This is a genomic window from Streptomyces sp. NPDC002784 (assembly GCF_053592135.1).
The window spans coordinates 19,504-41,063 of record NZ_JBSFVD010000003.1 but is presented as its reverse complement, the minus strand read 5'-3'; the positions used below and the strand labels follow the sequence as shown (position 1 = coordinate 41,063).

Genomic DNA, 21,560 nt, shown 5'->3' with positions numbered 1-21,560 from the left:
TCGGCACCGTACAAAGTCGGACGACAGCTCGCCATACTGGACGAGCCAGGGGCCGGCGGGGGACCACAGCGACGGGGGCGGGCGCGGGAGATGGGGGAGAGCAGGCTGATCCACGGCCGGTACCGGCTGCTGGACCTGATCGGACGCGGCGGCATGGGCGAGGTGTGGCGGGCGCGCGACGAGTCGCTCGGCCGTCAGGTCGCCGTGAAGTGCCTCAAACCGCTGGGCCCGCACCACGACCAGCAGTTCACCCGCGTGCTCAGGGAGCGGTTCCGCCGGGAGGCCCGGGTGGCCGCGGCCCTCCAGCACCGCGGTGTCACCGTCGTCCATGACTTCGGGGAGTCCGACGGCGTCCTCTACCTCGTCATGGAACTGCTGGAGGGCCGCAACCTCAGCCAGCTCCTGGAGGACAGCGGCCACCATCCGCTGCCGGTGCCCGCCGTCGTGGACATCGCCGACCAGGTCACCGCGGCCCTGGCCTACACCCACCAGCAGGGCATCGTGCACCGAGACCTGAAGCCCGCGAACATCGTGCGCCTGACCGAAGGCACCGTGAAGATCTGCGACTTCGGCATCGCCCGCCTCGGCGCCGACATCGGCCTCACCTCCCGGCTCACCGGCACCGGCATCGCCATGGGCACCCCGCACTACATGTCCCCCGAGCAGATCGGCGGCGCGGAGGTCGACCAGCGCAGCGACCTGTACTCGCTGGGCTGTGTGCTCTATGAGATCGCCACCGGCGCACCGCCCTTCGACCTCGACGACGCCTGGGCGGTCCTCGTCGGACACCGCGACACCCCGCCGCGCCCGCCCCGCGAACACCGCCCCGACCTGCCCGGGTTCATGGAGAAAATCGTCCTGGACCTGCTGGCCAAACGCCCCGAGGACCGGCCGCGCGACGCACGCGAGGTGGGCCGCCGCATCGTCCTGGGCCGCGGCACACCGACGTACGTGCCGACCGTCCTCAGTCCGCGCCCGGCGCTCCGGCCGCCCGAGCACACTGGCCGCGAGGTCCGGCTGCCGTCCTGGACCCAGGGCATGACCACCGGCCACAAGGCCACCGGCGCCGGACTGCGCACCACGCCCCCGGACGCCGGAGCCGGACTCACCGGCGAGTGGATCCCGCGCCCCGCCCCGGGCCGGCCCGACCCCGCCGCCGAGGACCCGCCCGTCCCCGACCCGGCGGTGCTCACCGCGCTGGCCGGCCGGCACAACGCCGGGCTCAGCCTCGGCCGCCTCGGACGCTGGGCGGAGGCCGGGGAGGTGCACCGGGCGGTCGCCGCCGAGCGCGAGCACCTGCTCGGACCCGAGCACCCCGACACCCTCGCCAGCCGCTACGAGGTCGCCTTCACCCTCAGCCGCACCGGCCGCGCGGCCGACGCCCTGCGCGAGTACAAGCACGTCGCCCGCGCCCGAAGCCTCGCCCTCGGCCCGGACCACCCCGAGACGCTCGCCGCCCGCCAGGAAATGGCGTACGTACTGGGCCAGTTGGGCCGCCACCTCGACGCCCACCAGGTGTACGACTCGGTACTCGCCGCCCGCGAGCGGACCATGGGCGCCGAGCACCCCGACACCCTGCGCTGCCGCCACAACCTCGCCTTCAACCTCAGCCGCCTCGGCCGCCTGGAGGACTCGTACCGCATGGCCCGCGAGGTGGCCGCGGCCCGCGCCCGGGTGCTCGGCCCCGACCATCCCGAAACCCTGGTCACCCGCTACGAAGTCGCCTACGCGCTCGGCCAGTTGGGCCGCTGGGCGGAGGCCCTGCACGCCTACCGGGAGGTCGCCGAAACCCGCGCCCGGGCGCTCGGCCCCGACCACGCCGACACCCTCGCCGCCCGCTACGAGGTCGGCATCAGCCTCGGCCGGCTCGGCCGCAGCGAAGAGGCCCGCCGGCTGTACCGCGAACTGATCGCCGACCGCACCCGGGTGCACGGCGCCACCCACCCCGAGACCCTGCGCGCCCGCCACGGCCTCGGCGTCAACCTCGGCCGCCTGGACCGCTGGGAGGAGGCCCTCGCCGAGTCCCGTGACGTGTGCGCGATCCGCGAGCGGGTCCTCGGCCACGACCATCCGGACACCCTCGTCAGCCGCCGCGAGGTCGCCGTCGGCCTCGGCTGGCTGGGCCGCTGGCCCGACGCGCTCACCGAGTACCGCAAGGTGGCCGCGGCCCGCGACCGCGTCCTGGGCCCCGCCCACCCCGACACCCTGGCCGGCCGCAACGACGAGGCCCACTGCCTGGAACAGCTCGGCCGAATGGCCGAGGCGGCCGAGCTGTACCGCCAGGTCGCGGCAGTGCGGCAGCAGCGAGCGACCGGCGGCCCCTGAGCGGGCCGGGCCGCCGTCCAGCCCTGGCCGACCTGGATCAGCCCGTGTTACCAAGAACCATGCCTGCACACGAGGGACACCCGGGACATCGCGCGTACGACGCAGTCATCGTCGGAGGCGGGCACAACGGCCTGGTCGCCGCCGCCTATCTGGCCCGGGCCGGCCGGTCCGTGCTGGTGCTGGAGCGGCTGGACCGCACCGGCGGCGCCGCCGTCTCCACCCGTCCCTTCGCGGGCGTCGACGCACGGCTGTCCCGCTACTCGTACCTGGTCAGCCTGCTGCCCAAGAAGATCGTGCGGGACCTCAACCTGACCTTCCGGGTCCGCGCCCGCACCATCTCCTCGTACACCCCGGCCGAACGCGCCGGACAGGCCACCGGACTGCTGGTCGGCGGCGGCGAGCGGCGCACCCGGGAGGCGTTCGCGAAGCTCACCGGCGACGAGCGCGAGTACGCCGCCTGGCAGCGCTTCTACGGCCTGACCGGCGAGGTCGCCAAGCGGGTCTTCCCCACGCTCACCGAACCGCTGCCCACCCGCGAGGAGCTGCGCCGCCGGGTGGACGACGAGGAAGCCTGGCGGATCCTGTTCGAGGAGCCCATCGGCGCCGCGATCGAGGACCGCTTCTCGGACGACCTGGTGCGCGGCGTCGTCCTCACCGACGCCCTGATCGGCACCTTCGCCGACGCCCACGACACGTCCCTGAAGCAGAACCGCTGCTTCCTCTACCACGTCATCGGCGGCGGGACCGGCGCCTGGGACGTGCCCGTCGGCGGCATGGGCGCCCTCACCGACGCCCTCGCGACGGCGGCGCGGGCGGCCGGCGCCGTCCTCGCCACCGGCCACGAGGCCGTACGCATCGACACGGACGGCGCAACCGCCGAGGTCAGGTACCGCACCGCCGAAGGAGAGGGCGTCGTCGCCGCCCGGCACGTCCTGGTGAACGCCTCCCCGCGCGACCTGGCCGAGCTGACCGGCGGCACCTCACCGGAGCCCGCCGAGGGCGCCCAGCTCAAGGTGAACATGCTGCTCAAGCGGCTGCCCAGGCTCCGGGACAGCTCCGTCGACCCCCGCGAGGCGTTCTCCGGGACCTTCCACATCGCCGAGGGCTACGAGCAGTTGGCCGCCGCCCACGCGCAGGCCGCCGCGGGTGAACTGCCCGCCGCCCCGCCCTCGGAGATCTACTGCCACTCCCTCACCGACCCCACGATCCTCGGCCAGGGCCTCGTCGACCGCGGCTACCACACGCTGACCCTCTTCGGCCTGCACACCCCGGCCCGGCTCTTCGCGCGGGACAACGACGCCGTACGCGAGGAACTGCTCAAGTCGACGCTGGCGCAGCTCGACGCGCACCTGGCCGAACCGCTCGCGGAGCTGCTGGCGACGGATGCCGAGGGGCGGCCGTGCATCGAGGCGAAGACCCCGCTCGACCTGGAGCGCGACCTGCGCCTGCCGGGCGGCAACATCTTCCACCGCGACCTGTCCTGGCCCCACGCCCAGGACGGCACCGGCCGCTGGGGCGTGGAGACGGGGCATCCGAACGTCCTGCTCTGCGGAGCGGGCGCGGTGCGCGGCGGGGGAGTGAGCGGGGTGCCCGGACACAACGCGGCGATGGCGGTGCTGGAACAGGGCGGAGCCTGAGCGTCAGACCGCTCTGCCCATGCGCTGAGCTCGTCGATGATGCCGGGCGCCGCGCGGCCCGCTGAACCGGCGATCGGAGCAGCACATCGTGCGCCCCGGCCGCCCTACCGGCACGCTGGCCTCATGGCCACCGATCACCCCGTCGCAGTCCTCCCGCCCACCGCGGACGGTGGTCGGCGCGTCCGCATCGACGGCCGGTACGTCGGTATCGCCTACCGGCTGCTCGACGTCACGGCGTTCCTTCAGGAGGCCGGGCTGCAGGACTGGGACGAGATGGACGTCGTGCAGTCCTCGCTGATCGACTGGCAGGGCGGCGGTCCCGAGGTGTGGGAGGGCTGACACGGCGTTCACCGGCCCGTCAGTCCCCTGACGCCGTCCAGCCGGATGCCGTGATGCGTGCCGCGTCCGCTGGGCGGGCCTCGTCGAACAGGACCCCGTCCGGGTCCGCGACCCGCAGGCCGTCCACATAGGCGCCCCGGCCCACGTACAGCCGGTCCGTGGCGTACCGCCAGCGCAGGGCGAGCTGCCGCGCGGCCGGGAGGTCCGCGGTCAGGCGGTGCCAGACACGGCCGGACCAGCCGGTGACCGTTCCCGCCGGGCGCTCCTGCGGCTCCCCGCCGGGGAGTGCGGTGGTGAACGGCACCGGCTGCCAGGTCGCCCCGCCGTCCGCGCTGGCCTCCAGGACGAGGGCGTCCGCCTGCGGCTCGGTGTCCCACCACAGGGCGCAGCGCAGCCGGGCCCCGCCCGCCGAGGTGTCCAGCGCGGGCAGCGCGAGGATGCCGGTGGCGGAGGCGGCCATGCCGGAGAACCAGGCGGTACGGCCATGGCGTGGGCGGACCGGGACGGCCCGCGCCAGGTTGTTGGCGGCGGCCACCCGGGGCGCCGATCCGGACCGCCAACTGCGCACCGGGTGCACCGAGTTGCCGAGCACCACCAGGAACGAGTCGGTCGTCGGGTCGAGGACCAGCGAGGTGCCGGTGAACCCGGTGTGGCCCGCGGTGCGCGGAGTGGCCATCGCGCCCATGTACCAGTGCTGGTGGAGCTCGAAGCCGAGACCGTGCTCGTCGCCGGGGAAGGCGGTGTTGAAGTCGGTGAACATCAGCTCCACCGACTCCGGTTCGAGGATCCGCGTCCGGCCGTAGGTGCCGCCGTTGAGCAGCGTCCGGCCGAGCACCGCCAGGTCCCAGGCGCAGGAGAAGACGCCCGCGTGCCCGGCGACCCCGCCGAGACCGAAGGCGTTCTCGTCGTGCACCTCGCCCCACACCAGACCCCGGTCCAGCCCCGACCAGGGCTTGCGGGCGTCCTCCGTGGCGGCGATCCGGGGCTTCCAGGAGGCGGGCGGGTTGTAGCGGGTGCGGTCCATGCCGAGCGGACCGGTGATGTCGTCGTGGAGCAGGACGTCCAGCGGGCGGCCGGTGATCTCCTCCAGGACGAGCTGGAGCGAGATCAGGTTCAGGTCGGAGTACAGGTAGCGGGTGCCCGGCGGATTCAGCGGGGCCTCGTTCCAGATGAGCCGGAGCTTTTCCTCGTAGGTGGGTGCGTTGTAAAGGGGGATCCAGGCGCGGAAGCCCGAGGTGTGCGTCAGGAGTTGACGGACGGTCATCTCGCCCTTGCCCGCCGAGCCGAACTCCGGCAGATAGGAGGGCACCTTCGCCTCCAGCTCCAGCGCGCCCCGCTCGATCTGCTGCACGGCGAGCATCGAGGTGAACAGCTTGGACACCGAGGCGAGATCGAAGACGGTGTCCTCGGCCATCGGGATCTGCCGGTCGGCGGGGAACTCGACGCCGGTGTCGGTCTTCTCGTCGTACGCGGAGTAGCGCACCGCCATCCCGATCGGCTCGTGCAGCGCCACGGTGCCGCCCCGCCCGGCGAGCAGCACGGCGCCCGCGTACCAGGGGTGCTTGGGAGAGGGGCCGAGGAAGGCGCGCGCGTCGGTGACGAGTTGACGGAGGTGGGCGGGGAGGAGTCCGGCCCGCTCGGGTGAGCCGTACCGCAGGGTGCTGCGGCCGGTGGACGCGGCCGCCGGACCCGCCGGGAAGGGGACGAGGGCCAGGGCGCCGCCCAGGGCCAGGGCTCTTCGGGCCAGTTGACGCCGGGTCAGGCCGTGTCGGTCGTCGGTCATCGGGTTCCTCCCGCGAGTCCGCCTGAAAGTATCTTTCCGGGATCACCGTGCGCGCTGAAACTTTCCTGTCAGACGGAGGTCGTGTCAACCAGGCGTTCGGCGCCATAAATCTGACAGACCATCAGGAATACCCTTCCGTCCTCCGGAGGACTCCGGCATCCTGCGCCCATGCAGACGGAGCTGAGCAAGCAACTGGGAGTCGGGCACGCCGTCTTCGGGTTCACGCCGTTCCCCGCCGTCGCCGCGGCCATCAGCCGGGCCGGCGGCTTCGGGGTGCTCGGCGCGGTCCGCTACACCGCCCCCGACGAGCTCAAACGCGACCTCGACTGGATCGAGGAGCACGTCGACGGCAAGCCCTACGGGCTGGACGTCGTCATGCCCGCGAAGAAGGTGGAAGGTGTCACGGAGGCCGACGTCGAGGCGATGATCCCCGACGAGCACCGCGCGTTCGTCCAGGACACCCTCGCCAAGTACGGCGTGCCCGAGCTCGCCGAGGGCGAGGCGTCCGGCTGGCGGATCACCGGCTGGATGGAGCAGGTCGCCCGCACCCAGCTCGACGTCGCCTTCGACTACCCGATCGCCCTGCTCGCCAACGCCCTCGGCTCACCGCCCGCGGACGTCGTGGACCGCGCCCACGACCAGGACGTCCTGGTCGCCGCCCTCGCGGGCAGCGCCCGGCACGCCCGTAAGCACCAGGAGGCCGGCATCGACATCGTGGTCGCCCAGGGCTACGAGGCCGGCGGCCACACCGGCGAGATCGCCTCCATGGTGCTCACCCCCGAGGTCGTCGAGGCCGTCGCCCCGCTGCCCGTGCTGGCCGCCGGCGGCATCGGCAGCGGAGAGCAGGCCGCCGCGGCACTCGCGCTCGGCGCCCAGGGCGTGTGGCTGGGCTCCCTGTGGCTGACCACCACGGAGGCCGACCTGCACTCGCGGGCGCTGACCCGCAAGCTCCTCGCCGCGGGCTCCGGTGACACCGTCCGCTCCCGCGCCCTGACCGGCAAACCGGCCCGCCAGTTGCGCACCGAGTGGACCGACGCCTGGGACGACCCGGCCGGACCCGGCACCCTCCCCATGCCCCTCCAGGGGCTCCTCGTGGCCGACGCGGTCTCCCGCATCCAGCGGTACGAGGTCGAGCCGCTGCTGGGCACGCCCGTCGGCCAGATCGTCGGCCGGATGAACGGCGAACGCAGCGTCCAGGCCGTCTTCGACGACCTCACCCGGGGTTTCGAGCGGGCGGTGGACCGCATCAACCGCATCGCCGGAAGGAGCGGCCAGTGACCGGCTCACCGCCCGTGGGCTTCTGGGCCCAGGCGACCCAGGACCCCGACCGCACGGTTCTCGTCGCCCCGGACGGCGAGGAGTGGACCGCGGGACGACTGCACTCCGCCGCCAACCGCCTCGTCCACGGCCTGCGTGCCGCGGGGCTCGAACGCGGGGACGCCTTCGCGGTCGTCCTCCCGAACGGCGTCGAATTCCTCACCGCGTATCTGGCCGCCAGTCAGGCCGGGTTCTACCTCGTGCCGGTCAACCACCACTTCGTGGGACCGGAGATCGCCTGGATCGTCGCCGACTCCGGCGCCAAGGTGCTGATCGCCCACGAACGGTTCACCGAACCGGTCCGCCGAGCGGCCGACGAGGCCGGGCTCCCGGCCACCCACCGGTACGCGATCGGCACGGTCGAGGGATTCCGGCCGTACGCCGAACTCCTCGACGGACAACCGGAGTCACCGCCCGCCGACCGCACCCTCGGCTGGGTCATGAACTACACCTCGGGCACCACGGGACGCCCGCGCGGCATCCGCCGCCCGCTGCCCGGCAAGCTCCCCGAGGAGGCCTACCTCGGCGGCTTCCTCGGCATCTTCGGCATCAAGCCCTACGACGGCAATGTGCACCTCGTCTGCTCCCCGCTCTACCACACGGCGGTCCTGCAGTTCGCGGGCGCGTCCCTGCACATCGGTCACCGGCTGGTGCTGATGGACAAGTGGACCCCGGAGGAGATGCTCCGCCTGATGGACACCCACCGGTGCACCCACACCCACATGGTCCCCACCCAGTTCCACCGCCTGCTGGCCCTGCCCGACCCGGTGAAGTCCCGCTACGACGTCTCCGCGATGCGGCACGCCATCCACGGCGCCGCCCCCTGCCCCGACCATGTGAAACGAGCGATGATCGACTGGTGGGGCCACTGCGTGGAGGAGTACTACGCGGCCAGCGAGGGCGGCGGCGCCTTCGCCACGGCGGAGGACTGGCTGAAGAAACCCGGGACCGTCGGCAAGGCCTGGCCCATCAGCGAACTGGCCGTCTTCGACGACGACGGCAACCGCCTCCCGCCGGGCGAACTGGGCACCGTCTACATGAAGATGACCACCGGCGGCTTCGCCTACCACAAGGACGAACACAAGACGAAGAAGAACCGCATCGGCGACTTCTTCACGGTGGGCGACCTCGGCTGCCTCGACGAGGACGGCTACCTCTTCCTCCGCGACCGCAAGATCGACATGATCATCTCCGGCGGGGTCAACATCTACCCGGCCGAAATCGAGTCAGCCCTCCTCGCCCACCCCGCGGTCGCCGACGCGGCCGTCTTCGGCGTACCGCACGAGGACTGGGGCGAGGAGGTGAAGGCGGTGATCGAACCGGCCCCGGGCCACGAACCGGGCCCCGACCTCGCCACGACTCTCCTCACCCACTGCGCCGACCGCCTGGCCGCCTACAAACGCCCCAAGTCCATCGACTTCACCACAGAAATGCCCCGCGACCCGAACGGCAAGCTGTACAAGCGGAGGCTGAGGGACCCGTACTGGGAGGGGCGGACGCGGGCGGTGTGATGCCCCGGCCGCGCTGCCGAACTCCGGTCGTACGGTACCGCTCCCGACGGGCCGCGGCGGCTCAGGTCACCGCCGTACGCGATCAGGCACCCTCACCGGCGCTCCCGTGCCACCACCCACCGGAGGGACGGTGACGTCAGGATGTCCTTCTCGCAGAAGCGGGACGTCACCCACTTCTCGGCCGAGAACAGCTTCGTCTGGTCGCTGTAGTGGGGCGAGTTGGGGTTCGAGGACTGGGAGTAGGACAGCAGCGTGCGGGCCACCGGGCAGCGGGTGCCGTTCCAGCCGACCGCCTGGATGTAGCTGGAGCCCGTCGTCACCTCCGGGTAGCCGCCCTTCGACGCGTCCCACACCGGCTCGATCTTGTTCCAGATGCCCAGCGACTCGGTGCCGCCCGGGACGGGGATGCGCTTGCCGTCCCGTACGACGAACTGGTGCTCACCTAGCGGGGAGTCGAGCGGGATGCCCGCCGCCCGCAGCTCGGCGACCGCGTCCGCCAGGGCCGTGGTGAGGCCCGGCGCCGCGGTGTTCAGGGTGTTCGGGGTGCCCACCGGGTCGGACGCCGAGAACGGCACCTTCCACAGCTGGGCCGACGGGACCGTGGCCGTCAGCTTGCGCCAGAAGCGGTCGAAGAGCAGGGCGCCCCGGCTCCCGGTGTCGGTCGTGCGGTCCCACGCGGCCAGCACCGCGCAGGCGGCCGAGACGTCAACCGCCTTGCCGTCACTGGCCGTTGCCGTACCGCCGGGCAGCGCCGCACAGGCCGCCGCCGCGTCCGCCGCCGCCAGATCACCCGCCGGCGCCCGGTTGGCGAACTGCTGCTGCTGAAGATCCCGTACGGTCAGCTCACCGCGGTCCGCCAGCGCCGCGACGTCCTCGATCGCGCCGCGCGTCCGCATCGAGCGCTGCGTGCCGATCGTGCCGAAGACCCGCTCGTAACCCGTCAACGGCCGGTCCGCGTTGGACAGCCAGGCACTGTCGTTGGAGTTCTCCGCGTACGGCGCGTCCGTGAGCGTCGGCAGCTTCGCGGGCCCGAAGATCCCCGGCTGTACGGCGTCGGGGTCGGCGCCGAGCGCGCAGGCGCCGCGCGAGCCGTCGAGGATGGCAAGACCCGCGGAGGGGTAGGTGACCTCGCCCAGCGGGGTGGAGCAGTTCTGCGCCAGCTCGTCGGTGATCCGGGGCAGCACCTGCGACTGCGTGAACAGGGTGTGCCCGGAGGAGTCCGCGGCGATGGTGTTCACCCAGGGCAGACCCTGGCTGCGCCGCAACGAGCCCAGGACGTCCGCGGTGCCGCGGGCCTTGCTGAAGCCGAGCGCGGTGTCGGAGCCGCGCAGATTGACCGCGTTGGGGTCGTGGACGGCGTACGCCGTGGTGGCCGTCCACGGCAGCGGCAGCGCGGCGCCGAGCGAGGTGACGACCGGCCCGTACCGCGTCCACCACTGCGTCCGCGTCACCGGCGCGCCGTCCTTCACCGCCACCGTGACCGTGCGCTTCGTCATGCGCTCCGGCTTCCCGTCGATGAGATACACCGTCGGATCCGCCGGATCCAGCGTCAACTGGTGGAGGTTGAGCGGGACGCCCGTCGCGACGGTGTGGCTCCAGGCCACATGGGCGTTGTGCCCTATCGATATCGTCGCGCTGCCGAGCAGCGAACCGCCCGCCACGTTCAGCTCGCCCGGGATGGTCTGCTGCGACTGCCAGAAGCGGCGGCCGCCCTGCCACGGGTAGTGCGGGTTGCCCAGCAGCAGCCCGCGGCCGTTCGCCGTCGTGGCGCCGCTGAAGGCGACGGCGTTGGAGCCCATGTCGGCGGTGTCGGCGGCGAGGAGCTCGCGCGCGGCGCGGGCGGTGTCCTGGGCGTCGGGCGCCGTTGCCGCCGCGCCCGTCGGCGGCTGCGCGGCCGTGATGCCGTCCACCGCCCGGCCCTGACCGCCCAGCACCGACAGGGCGAAGCCGCGCGTGGCCACGTCGAGCGTGGTGACCGGGCGCACCCAGGCGGCGCCCTTGCACGCCGGATCGGTGATCTCGTTCTGGCGCAGCCAGGCGTTGTACCCGGCCGCGAAGCCCCGCATCAGCTCCTGCACCTGGCGGCTGGGACCGCGCGGCGCCGGTTCGGCGAGCAGCTTCTCGACCGTCTTCGCCTCCCGTACGCCACGGAAGTACAGGTCGCTGGAGAGGTTCCGGGTCGCCGAGGACAGCGAGGAGTCGGTCGCCGCGTCGGGGCCGAAGTAGCGGGAGCGCTCGCCGCGCACGGTCACGAAACCGTCGGCCAGTATGCACACCTGGTCGGCGGCCTGCGCCCATCCGGTGCCGAAGCCGAGGTTCGCGTAATCCTTCGCGAGAATGTGCGGAATGCCGTACTCGGTGTAGCGGATCACGGCCGACAGGCCGCCGTGCGAAGGGTGGTCACGGCGGTCCTGGCGGTCGGCCGCGGCCGCGGGCAGTGTGGCCGTGGCGGTGAGCAGGGCCAGGGCCGCGACGGCGAGCCGTCTCGGGCTGATGCGCATCAAGCCTCCCAACGTCTTCGGGCGGGAAGGGGCGGTTGAGCGTACCAACCGGTATGTGTCCATGGGGCGTGTCGTCGTCGGCTGTCTTGACCTCCTTTCGGCGGGGGCCGAGGATCACCTGTCATGACGCCCGGACACGGCAGCACGGTCGACGGGGTGCTGCGGCGCAGCGCCCGCCGCACCCCGGCACGCGTCGCGGTGGAGTACCGCGACCGGACATGGACGTACGACGAGTTCGACGCGGCCGTCTCCCGCGCGGCGAGCGTCCTGCTCGACCGGGGCCTCGCACCCGGCGACCGCGTCGGCGCCTACGGCCACAACTCCGACGCCTATCTCATCGGCTTCCTCGCCTGCGCCCGCGCCGGGCTCGTCCACGTGCCGGTCAACCAGAACCTCACCGGTGACGACCTGGCCTATCTGGTCGGCCAGTCCGGCAGCGCGCTCGTCCTCACCGACCCGGACCTGGCGGACCGGCTGCCCGACGGGGTACGGACGTTGCCGCTGCGCGACGCCGAAGGGTCCCTGCTGGACCTGCTGGCCTCGGCCCCCGCGTACGACGGCCCCGAGCCGCGCAGCGAGGACCTGGTGCAGCTGCTGTACACCTCGGGGACGACCGCCCTGCCGAAGGGCGCGATGATGACGCACCGCGCCCTGGTGCACGAGTACCTGAGCGCCATCACCGCGCTCGACCTGGGCGCGGGGGACCGGCCCGCGCACTCCCTGCCGCTGTACCACTCGGCGCAGATGCACGTCTTCCTGCTGCCCTATCTCGCGGTCGGCGCCCGCAACGTCATCCTGGACGCGCCCGACGGCGACCGGCTCTTCGACCTGATCGAAGCCGGCCGCGTGGACAGCCTGTTCGCGCCGCCCACGGTCTGGATCGGCCTGGCCAACCGCCCCGACTTCACCACCCGCGACCTCGGCGGTCTGCGCAAGGCGTACTACGGTGCCTCGATCATGCCGGTGCCCGTACTGGAGCGGCTGCGCGAACGGCTGCCGGAGCTGGCCTTCTACAACTGCTTCGGCCAGAGCGAGATCGGCCCCCTGGCGACCGTCCTCGCCCCCGACGAGCACGCGGGGCGGATGGACTCCTGCGGCCGGCCGGTGCTCTTCGTCGACGCGCGCGTGGTCGACGAGGACGGCAAGGACGTGCCCGACGGCACGCCCGGCGAGATCGTCTACCGCTCACCGCAGTTGTGCGAGGGGTACTGGGACAAGCCCGAGGAGACCGCCGAGGCCTTCCGCGACGGCTGGTTCCACTCCGGGGACCTGGCCGTGAAGGACGCCGAGGGCTATTTCACGATCGTCGACCGGGTGAAGGACGTCATCAACTCCGGTGGGGTGCTGGTCGCTTCGCGCCAGGTCGAGGACACGCTCTACACGCACCAGGGGGTGGCCGAGGTGGCGGTGGTGGGGCTGCCCGACGAGCGGTGGATCGAGGCGGTCACCGCCGTCGTCGTCCCGCGCGGCGAGGTCACCGAGGCCGAACTGATCGACCACGCCCGCGAGAAGCTCGCGCACTTCAAGGCGCCCAAGCGGGTGGTCTTCGTGGACGCGCTGCCCCGCAACGCCAGCGGCAAGATTCTGAAGAGGGAGCTGCGGGACCGGTTCGCCGGCTCCTAGGATCGACGCCGTGCCGATCTTCACCGCCTCCGACGGAACCCGCCTCGCGTATCACCGGCAGGGCGAGGGCGAGCCGCTCATCGTCCTGCCCGGCGGGCCGATGCGCGCCTCCTCCTACCTCGGTGACCTGGGCGGACTGGCCGCCGGGCGCACCCTGATCCGGCTCGATCTGCGCGGCACCGGGGACTCGGACGTCCCGGCGGATCCGGCGACGTACCGCTGCGACCGGCTCGTGGACGACGTGGAGGCGCTCCGGGCCCACCTGGGCCTGGACCGGGTCGACCTGCTGGGCCACTCCGCGGGCGGCAGTCTCGCCATGCTCCACGCCGCCCGCCACCCGGAGCGGATCCGGCGGCTGGTGCTGGTCACCCCCAACCCATGGGCCCTCGGCACCCCGGCGACGCCCGAGGACCGCCTCGCGGCGGCGCGGCTGCGCACGTCGGAGCCCTGGTTCGAGGAGGCGTTCCCGGCGCTGGAGGCCTGGCTGAGGGGCACCGGGGACTTCGTACCCGAACTCTCGCCCTTCTTCTACGGCCGCTGGGACCGGGCCGCCCAGGAGCACGACGCCCGCGCGGACGAGGAGTACAACGACGAGGCCGCCGGGGTGTACGGCTCCGAGGGCGCCTACGACCCACCCGCCACCCGGGCCGCCCTCTCCCGTCTGCCCGCCCCCGTCCTCGTCCTGGCGGGCGAACTCGACGGCGCCCCCAACCCCGCCCTGGCCCACCGCACGGCGGACGTCTTTCCGCACGCCGAAGTGGCGGTGCAGCCCGGCGCCGGCCACTTCCCGTGGCTGGACGACCCGGAGTGGTTCGCGGAGCGCGTCGGAAGGTTCCTGGACGGGGCGGGTCGGTCGTAGGACGCCGCCCCGGCCGCGGAACCGTCAGCGCCGGGGAGCCGTTCCCGGCCCGTACGCCGTCATGAAGCGGTCCCGGAACTTGTGCATGCCCCACTGGGGGGCGTCCTCGGCCGGCTTGAGGCCGTCCGTCCAGTTCCAGTCGGAGATGCGGTCCAGGACCTTCGGGTCGCGGGCGACGATGGTGACGGGGACGTCCTTGCTGCGGCTGCCCGCGGTGACCGTCGGTACCGGCTGGTGGTCGCCGAGGAAGACCAGCACCGTGTCGTCGTCGCCGTAGCGCTCGACGTACTCGACGAGGCTGCGCAGCGAGTACTCGATGGCGTTGGCGTACTCGGCGCGCACGCTGTCGGGGTTCTTCCAGACCTCCTTGGGGTCCTTGCCCTCCTCCTTGATCCGGTGGAAGACCGAGCCGTCGCCGAGATCCTCCCAGGCGATCATGCGGGCGACCGGTGCCCAGGGGTTGTGGCTGGAGGCCAGGATGATCTCGGCCATGATCGGCTCACGGTCCTTCCTGCCGCGCTCCAGTCGCTCGAACGCCTCCAGGCTGAACTGGTCCGGCACGGGCGTCCAGCTGAAGTACGGGCCGTGGTAGCCGAGCTGCTCGGAGTCGTAGATGTGGTCCAGGGCGAAGAACTTCCCCTCCGGCCAGGCCCTGCGCACCCCCGGCACGATGCCCACCGTGCGCCACGCACCCGTCTTGCGGAAGTAACTGCCCAGCGTCGCGCGGTCGCTGGTGGTCAGACTCCGGTACCGCTGCTGGTTCTTGATCCACAGTCCGGACAGGAACGTGGAGTGCGCGAGCCAGCTGCCCGCCCCCGTCACCGGGGACCGGAGCCAGGCGCTGCGCGAGGCGAATCCCGCGGCCCCGAGCCTCTCGGTGCCCTCGTCGAGCACCGTGTCGATCTGCCCTGCCATCGCCGGATCGTCGATCGCGACCCGTCCGTAGCTCTCGACGAAGGTGAACAGCACGTCCTTGCCCCGCAGTCCGGTCAGCAACTGCTCGGGCGGGGTGTCGGCGAAGGCGTCCACGGCCGCCTGCTTCTCGAACACCTCCGCGTCCCGCAGCCCCGCCCGGACCTGCTCGACGCGGTTCTCGACGTAGTCGGCGTTGATCTTCGAGGCGACGGGCACCTCGGTGAACCGGACGCCCAGCGTGACGCAGGTGATCCACGCGGTGCCGAGGACCAGCGTCGTACGGGCGGCGAGGGGCCGGTGGCGCACCATCAGCGAGGTCACCCGCAGCACCGCCAGCGTCATCAGCACCAGCACGGCGATGACTCCCACGATCACCGCCCCGATCGCCAGCAGTTCCCCGGTGCGGCCGGCCGACGTGCGCAGGAACTCGGCGGCGTCGTCGAACAGGATCCAGTCCAGTACCAGGTCGAAGGGGCGGGCCAGCACCGAGTAGAAGCCCATGTCGACGAACTTCAGCACGGTCAGCACACCGAGGAGCGCCCCCGCGGCTCCCGCGGAGATCCGCCGGGCCCGGGGCGGAAGCCGGAGCAGCAGCCCGGCGAGCAGGACGCCCTCGGCGGGGATGCGCACGAACATGTCGACCGACATCCGCTCCAGGCGGTTCGGCAGCAGCAGGGCGAACAGGACGAGGGCGGCGGCCAGCACGGTCGTACCGACGGACACGCCCCGAGCCGCCCGCGGGTACCGCTGCCGCAGGCGGAACCGGCCCGCCGCCCCAGGCGGACCGTCCTCGTCCGCGACCTCGGGGACGATCTGCTGACGAGGGCGCGTGAACAGCGACACGAAGGACCTTCCTGCGAACCGTGCGAAACCGGGCGACGGCATGGCGAGCCCGCCCGCCACCATCAGTACGCTCGCACGTCACCTACGGTTCAACCCGCACCGCCCCGCGATTCACCGTACCGGCCCAGCCGGGTCACCGGTCCGCGGCGGCCGCCACCTCCCGCGCCCACCGGTAGTCCGCCTTGCCGCTCGGCGAGCGGCGGACGGCGTCCGTGACCACCAGCCGGCGCGGGATCTTGTACCCGGCGAGACGGGACCGGCAGTGGTTCTGGATGTCTTCCAGGGAGGGCCGGTCCGCGCCCTCGCGGAGCTGGACGACGGCCGCCACATGGTGGCCCCACTTCGCGTCCGGGACCCCGGCGACCAGCGCGTCGTACACGTCCGGATGGGACTTGAGCGCCTGCTCCACCTCCTCCGGGTACACCTTCTCGCCGCCGGTGTTGATGCACTGCGAACCCCGGCCGAGGACGGTCACCACGCCCTCCTCGTCGACGGTCGCCATGTCCCCGAGCAGCACCCACCGCCGCCCGTCCTTCTCGAAGAAGGTCTCCGCGGTCTTCGCCGGGTCGTTGTAGTAGCCGAGCGGCACGTGCCCGCACTGCGCGACCCGGCCCGCCTCGCCGACCCCGACCGGCTCGCGCGTGGCCGGATCGACCACCCGGGTGCGGGAGTTGACGCGGATGCGGAAGCCGCGCCCGGGACCCGAGTCCTCGGTGGCCGTGCCGTTGAAGCCGGACTCCGAGGAGCCGAAGTTGTCCAGCAGCATCACGTGCGGCACCAGTTCCAGGAACTGCCGCCGTACGGTCTCCGACATGATCGCCCCGGACGACGACACGCTGAACAGAGACGAGCAGTCGGTGCCCCGCAGCGGTCCGCCGAGCGCGTCGATGAGCGGCCGCAGCATCGCGTCGCCGACCAGTGACACGCTGGTGACCTTCTCCTTCTCGATCGTGCGCAGTGCCTCCTCGGGCACGAACCGGCGGTGCAGCACGACGCGTTGACCGAAGTTGAAGCCGATGAACGCGGTGAGCGTGGAGGTGCCGTGCATCAGCGGGGGAGCGGGGAAGAAGGTGATCCCGGACCCGCCGGCCGCGACCCGCTCGGCAAGTTCCTCGGGCGTCTTCACCGGCTCACCGGTCGGCGCCCCGCCGCCGAGCCCCGCGAAGAACAGGTCCTCCTGGCGCCACATGACCCCCTTGGGCATCCCGGTGGTGCCGCCGGTGTAGATGATGAACTGGTCGTCGCCCGACCGCGCCGGGAACCCCCGCTCCGGTGAACCCCCGGCCTCCGCCTGCGTGAAGGCGATGCCGGTGGAGCCGTCCCCCACCCGCACCAGATGCCGCAGCCGCTCCGTCCGCGGCCGTGCCGCCGCCACCCGGTCCTCGAACTCGGCGTCGAAGACGACCGCCACCAGATCGGCGTCCCGGTAGAGATAGACCAACTCCTCGGCGACATAGCGGTAGTTGACGTTCACCGGCACGATCCGGGCCTTCAGGCAGCCCAGGACCGTCTGGAGGTACTCGACGCCGTTGTACAGGTGCAGTCCGAGGTGCTCGCCGGGGCGGATCCCGCTGTCCAGCAGATGGTGCCCGATCCGGTTGGCCGCCGCGTCCAGCTCGGCGTACGTCAGCCGGCGCTCCGCGCCCGTGCCCGGATGGTCGAGGTACACCAGCGCCTCGCGGTCCGGCACCACGTCCACGACCGACTCGAACAGGTCGGCAAGGTTGTACTCCACCGCTCCTCCTGACCTCGCTGTCCCTCGGTTGCCGGTCATCAGAGCAAAGGGCGGCATGACTGGGAAGCCTCCGCGCACAACAAATCTGACTGTCTGTCAGAAAACTCTTGAAGTGCTCCGCCGGCTCCTGCAACCTGTTCTCGTTCTCATGAGGGGAGACGGGCGATGAGTGGAACCGAACACCTCACCGTGCGGCGCGAGGGCGCCACACTCGTGCTCACGCTGAACCGGCCCGAGGCCAGGAACGCGCTCTCGCTGCCCATGCTCGTCGGCCTGTACGACGGCTGGATCGAGGCCGACGAGGACGACACCGTCCGCTCCGTCGTGCTGACCGGCGCGGGCGGCGCGTTCTGCGCGGGCATGGACCTCAAGGCCCTGGCGGGCAGCGGGATGGCGGGCGAGCGGTACCGGGACCGGCTCACCGCCGACCCCGACCTGCACTGGAAGGCCATGCTGCGCCACCACCGCCCCCGCAAACCGGTGATCGCCGCCGTCGAGGGGCACTGCGTGGCCGGCGGCACCGAGATCCTCCAGGGCACCGACATCCGCGTCGCCGGCGACTCCGCGACCTTCGGCCTCTTCGAGGTCAGGCGGGGCCTGTTCCCGATCGGCGGCTCGACGGTCCGGCTGCCACGCCAGATCCCGCGCACCCACGCCCTGGAAATGCTGCTCACCGGCCGCCCCTACAGCGCCCAGGAGGCCGCCGGCATCGGACTGATCGGCCATGTCGTCCCCGACGGCACCGCCCTCGCCAAGGCCCTGGAGATCGCCGAACAGATCAACGCCTGCGGCCCGCTCGCCGTCGAGGCCGTCAAGGCGTCGGTGTACGAGACCGCCGAGCTGACCGAGACCGAGGGCCTCGCCGCCGAACTCGAGCGCGGCCGGCCGATCTTCGACACCGCCGACGCCAAGGAGGGCGCCCGCGCCTTCGCGGAGAAGCGACCGCCCCACTACAAGCGCGCCTGAGGAGCCCCCGTGCCCGAAGTCCTCAAAGCCCCCCTCGTCGTCGAGTTCCCCTTCACCCGCTCCCTCGGCCCCGTGCAGAGCGCCTTCCTCACCGGCCTGCGCGAACGCGTCGTCCTCGGCGTGCGCACCACCGACGGCCGCACCCTCGTCCCGCCCGTCGAGTACGACCCGGTCACCGCCGAGGAGATCCGCGACCTCGTCGAGGTGGCCCCCACCGGCACCGTCACCACCTGGGCCTGGAACCACGCACCCCGCCGCGGCCAGCCCCTGGACACCCCCTTCGCCTGGGTCCTGGTCCGCCTCGACGGCGCCGACACCGCCCTGCTGCACGCCCTCGACGCCCCCGGACCCGACGCCGTCCGCACCGGCCTGCGCGTCCGCGTCCGCTGGGCCGAGGACCGCACCGGCGCCATCACCGACATCGCCTGCTTCGAGCCGTACGACGGAGAACCGGCCCGACCCCGCGGCCACACGGGCGAGTTCGCGAACATGGTCACCGGCATCGTCGCCCCCGCCCGGCTCGACTACACCTACTCACCCGGCCGCGCCCAGACCGCCTACATCAACGCCCTAGCCGACCACCGCAACGTCGGCGAACGCTGCCCGTCCTGCCACAAGGTGTACGTCCCGCCCCGGGGCGCCTGCCCCACCTGCGGCGTCGCCACCACGGAACAGGTCGAGGTCGGTCCGCACGGCACCGTCACCACCTTCTGCATCGTCAACATCAAGGCCAAGAACCTCGACATCGACGTGCCCTACGTCTACGCCCACATCGCCCTCGACGGCGCCGGGCTCGCCCTGCACGGCCGGATCGCCGGCATCCCCTACGACCAGGTCCGCATGGGACTGCGGGTGGAACCGGTGTGGACCGAGAACTCCCGCTACCCCGACCACTACCGGCCCACCGGCGAACCCGACGCGGACTACGACACCTACCGGGAGCTGCTGTGACCCGCGAGATCGCCGTCGTCGCCTTCGCCCAGACCGACCACCGGCGCACCAGCGACGACCTCTCCGAGGTCGAGATGCTGATGCCCGTCCTGCACCGGGTCCTGGACCGCACCGGCCTCAAGACCGCCGACATCGGCTTCACCTGCTCGGGCTCCAGCGACTACCTGGCGGGCCGCGCCTTCTCCTTCACCCTCGCCCTCGACGGGGTGGGCGCCTGGCCGCCGATCTCCGAGTCGCACGTCGAGATGGACGGCGCCTGGGCCCTGTACGAGGCCTGGACCAAACTCCTGACCGGCGACGCGGACACCGCCCTCGTCTACTCCTACGGCAAATCCTCCCCGGGCCCGCTGCGCGACGTCCTCACCCGCCAGCTCGACCCGTACTACCTCGCCCCCCTGTGGCCGGACTCCGTCGCCCTGGCCGCCCTCCAGGCACAGGCCCTCATCGACGCGGGCGAGACGGACGAACCCCGGCTCGCGGCCATCGCCGCCCGCAGCCGCGCCACCGGCAACCCGCACGCCCAGCTACGGGGCCCGGTGCCGCACGGCGACTATCTCGTACGCCCGCTGCGCACCGGAGACTGCCCGCCCATCGGCGACGGCGCCGCCGCCGTGATCCTCGCCGCCGGGGACCGCGCCCGGGACCTGTGCGCCCGGCCCGCCTGGATCCGCGGGATCGACCACCGCATCGAGGCCCACTCCCTCGGCGTCCGCGACCTCACCGACTCACCCTCCACCCGCCGCGCCGCCGAGCGGGCCGGCGCCTTCGCCCGGCCCGTCGACACCGCCGAACTGCACGCGCCCTTCACCGCCCAGGAGGTCGTCCTGCGCAAGGCCCTCCGGCTCGACGACAGCGTGCGCGTCAACCCCTCCGGCGGCGCCCTCGCCGCCAACCCGGTCATGGCCGCCGGGCTGATCCGCATCGGAGAGGCCGCCGCCGGCATCCACCGGGGCGAGTCCGACGGCGCCCTCGGCCACGCCACCTCCGGCCCCTGCCTGCAACAGAACCTGGTCGCCGTACTGGAAGGGGATCCGCGATGAGCAAGGAACCCGTGGCCGTCGTCGGGATCGGCCAGACCAAGCACGTGGCGGCGCGCCGGGACGTGTCCATCGCCGGGCTGGTGCGCGAGGCGTCCCGGAGGGCCCTGGACGACGCCGAGCTGACCTGGGCCGACATCGACGCCGTCGTCATCGGCAAGGCCCCCGACTTCTTCGAGGGCGTCATGATGCCCGAGCTGTACCTCGCCGACGCGCTCGGCGCGGTGGGCAAACCCATGCTGCGCGTGCACACGGCCGGCTCGGTCGGCGGCTCCACCGCGCTCGTCGCGGCGAACCTCGTCGCCTCCCGCGTCCACGGCACGGTCCTGACCTGCGCCTTCGAGAAGCAGTCCGAGTCCAACGCGATGTGGGGCCTGTCCCTGCCGATCCCCTTCCAGCAGCCCCTGCTCGCCGGCGCCGGCGGCTTCTTCGCCCCCCACGTGCGCGCCTACATGCGCCGCAGCGGCGCCCCCGACACCGTCGGCTCCCTGGTCGCCTACAAGGACCGCCGCAACGCCCTGAAGAACCCCTACGCCCACCTCCACGAGCACGACATCACCCTGGAGAAGGTCCAGGCCTCGCCCATGCTCTGGGACCCCATCCGCTACTCGGAGACCTGCCCCTCCTCCGACGGCGCCTGCGCCATGGTCCTCACCGACCGCGCCGGAGCCGCCCGCGCGCCCCGGCCGCCCGCCTGGATGCACGGCGGCGCGATGCGCAGCGAACCCACCCTGTTCGCGGGCAAGGACGCCGTGTCCCCGCAGGCCGGCAAGGACTGCGCCGCCGATGTCTACCGGCAGGCCGGCATCGCCGATCCGCGCCGGGACATCGACGCCGTCGAGATGTACGTGCCGTTCTCCTGGTACGAGCCGATGTGGCTGGAGAACCTCGGCTTCGCCGCCGAGGGCGAGGGCTGGAAGCTCACCGAGTCCGGGGTGACCGAGCTGGACGGCGACCTGCCCGTCAACATGTCGGGCGGCGTCCTGTCGTCCAACCCCATCGGCGCCTCCGGCATGATCCGGTTCGCCGAGGCCGCCCTCCAGGTGCGCGGACAGGCCGGGGAGCACCAGGTGGCGGGCGCCCGCCGGGCACTGGGACACGCCTACGGCGGCGGCTCGCAGTTCTTCTCCATGTGGCTCGTGGGAGCCCGGCCCCCCGACTCCTGAGCGGGCCGCGTGAAGGGTCCCCCTCACGTGGCCCGTTGGCACCCCGGACCGA

At 72.5% G+C, this 21,560-nt stretch carries 15 protein-coding genes; 11 read left to right on the top strand and 4 right to left on the bottom strand.

The features are described from left to right. The first annotated feature begins 90 nt into the window (after positions 1-90). The 3 genes from ACWD1Z_RS07495 (at position 91) to ACWD1Z_RS07485 (ending at position 4,301) form a co-directional block, all read left to right on the top strand. A complete protein-coding gene (locus ACWD1Z_RS07495) occupies positions 91-2,325 on the top strand; it encodes a tetratricopeptide repeat protein (protein ID WP_451116403.1) in 2,235 nt (744 codons plus the stop codon). A 59-nt stretch (positions 2,326-2,384) separates the two neighbouring features. Beyond that, positions 2,385-3,962, top strand: coding sequence for a phytoene desaturase family protein (locus tag ACWD1Z_RS07490; RefSeq protein ID WP_451116401.1), 1,578 nt, complete (start codon positions 2,385-2,387; stop codon positions 3,960-3,962). A gap of 123 nt (positions 3,963-4,085) precedes the next feature. Continuing rightward, positions 4,086-4,301 carry a hypothetical protein gene (locus tag ACWD1Z_RS07485; RefSeq protein WP_250072661.1) on the top strand — a complete coding sequence of 72 codons (216 nt, stop codon included), beginning with the start codon at positions 4,086-4,088 and terminating at the stop codon, positions 4,299-4,301. Positions 4,302-4,320: 19 nt separating this feature from the next. On the opposite strand, the gene ACWD1Z_RS07480 is transcribed toward ACWD1Z_RS07485, so the two are convergent. Then, positions 4,321-6,084 carry a serine hydrolase gene (locus ACWD1Z_RS07480; protein WP_451116399.1) on the bottom strand — a complete coding sequence of 588 codons (1,764 nt, stop codon included), beginning with the start codon at positions 6,082-6,084 and terminating at the stop codon, positions 4,321-4,323. A gap of 168 nt (positions 6,085-6,252) precedes the next feature. On the opposite strand from ACWD1Z_RS07480, the gene ACWD1Z_RS07475 reads away from it, so the two are divergent. Both ACWD1Z_RS07475 and ACWD1Z_RS07470 read left to right on the top strand, forming a co-directional pair. After that, entirely contained in the window at positions 6,253-7,362 is a 1,110-nt protein-coding gene (locus tag ACWD1Z_RS07475) for an NAD(P)H-dependent flavin oxidoreductase (RefSeq protein WP_451116398.1), read from the top strand. Beyond that, the gene (locus ACWD1Z_RS07470) at positions 7,359-8,912 is read left to right on the top strand and encodes an acyl-CoA synthetase (RefSeq protein ID WP_451116396.1); all 1,554 of its coding nucleotides are present in this window, start codon (positions 7,359-7,361) and stop codon (positions 8,910-8,912) included. The genes ACWD1Z_RS07475 and ACWD1Z_RS07470 overlap by 4 nt, the downstream gene beginning before the upstream one ends. 92 nt (positions 8,913-9,004) lie before the next feature. Here the strand turns inward: ACWD1Z_RS07470 and ACWD1Z_RS07465 are convergent, their stop codons facing one another. Then, a complete protein-coding gene (locus ACWD1Z_RS07465) occupies positions 9,005-11,413 on the bottom strand; it encodes a penicillin acylase family protein (RefSeq protein WP_451116395.1) in 2,409 nt (802 codons plus the stop codon). A gap of 123 nt (positions 11,414-11,536) precedes the next feature. On the opposite strand from ACWD1Z_RS07465, the gene ACWD1Z_RS07460 reads away from it, so the two are divergent. After that, the gene (locus ACWD1Z_RS07460; RefSeq protein ID WP_451116393.1) at positions 11,537-13,036 is read left to right on the top strand and encodes an acyl-CoA synthetase; all 1,500 of its coding nucleotides are present in this window, start codon (positions 11,537-11,539) and stop codon (positions 13,034-13,036) included. A gap of 10 nt (positions 13,037-13,046) precedes the next feature. After that, the gene (locus ACWD1Z_RS07455) at positions 13,047-13,895 is read left to right on the top strand and encodes an alpha/beta fold hydrolase (RefSeq protein WP_451116392.1); all 849 of its coding nucleotides are present in this window, start codon (positions 13,047-13,049) and stop codon (positions 13,893-13,895) included. A 24-nt stretch (positions 13,896-13,919) separates the two neighbouring features. Here ACWD1Z_RS07455 and ACWD1Z_RS07450 read toward each other — a convergent pair whose 3' ends face one another. Together ACWD1Z_RS07450 and ACWD1Z_RS07445 are read right to left on the bottom strand one after the other, a co-directional pair. Beyond that, positions 13,920-15,458, bottom strand: coding sequence for a sulfatase (locus ACWD1Z_RS07450; RefSeq protein ID WP_451117120.1), 1,539 nt, complete (start codon positions 15,456-15,458; stop codon positions 13,920-13,922). Positions 15,459-15,786: 328 nt separating this feature from the next. Next, positions 15,787-17,388 (bottom strand): acyl-CoA synthetase, encoded by a 1,602-nt coding sequence (locus ACWD1Z_RS07445; protein ID WP_451116391.1) that lies wholly within the window; start codon positions 17,386-17,388, stop codon positions 15,787-15,789. A 165-nt stretch (positions 17,389-17,553) separates the two neighbouring features. Between ACWD1Z_RS07445 and ACWD1Z_RS07440 the strand changes: the two genes are divergently transcribed. Genes ACWD1Z_RS07440 through ACWD1Z_RS07425 form a run of 4 tightly spaced genes read left to right on the top strand, consistent with a single transcriptional unit; the run spans position 17,554 to position 21,508 of the window. Then, positions 17,554-18,354, top strand: coding sequence for a crotonase/enoyl-CoA hydratase family protein (locus ACWD1Z_RS07440; RefSeq protein ID WP_451116389.1), 801 nt, complete (start codon positions 17,554-17,556; stop codon positions 18,352-18,354). A gap of 9 nt (positions 18,355-18,363) precedes the next feature. Next, on the top strand, positions 18,364-19,305 hold the full coding sequence (locus tag ACWD1Z_RS07435; RefSeq protein WP_451116388.1) for a Zn-ribbon domain-containing OB-fold protein: 942 nt from the start codon (positions 18,364-18,366) through the stop codon (positions 19,303-19,305). Next, a complete protein-coding gene (locus tag ACWD1Z_RS07430; protein ID WP_451116386.1) occupies positions 19,302-20,345 on the top strand; it encodes a thiolase domain-containing protein in 1,044 nt (347 codons plus the stop codon). Before ACWD1Z_RS07435 ends, ACWD1Z_RS07430 begins: the two co-directional genes overlap by 4 nt. Then, positions 20,342-21,508: a thiolase domain-containing protein gene (locus tag ACWD1Z_RS07425; protein ID WP_451116384.1), complete on the top strand. Its 1,167-nt coding sequence runs from the start codon at positions 20,342-20,344 to the stop codon at positions 21,506-21,508. Before ACWD1Z_RS07430 ends, ACWD1Z_RS07425 begins: the two co-directional genes overlap by 4 nt. The last annotated feature ends 52 nt before the right edge of the window (positions 21,509-21,560 follow it).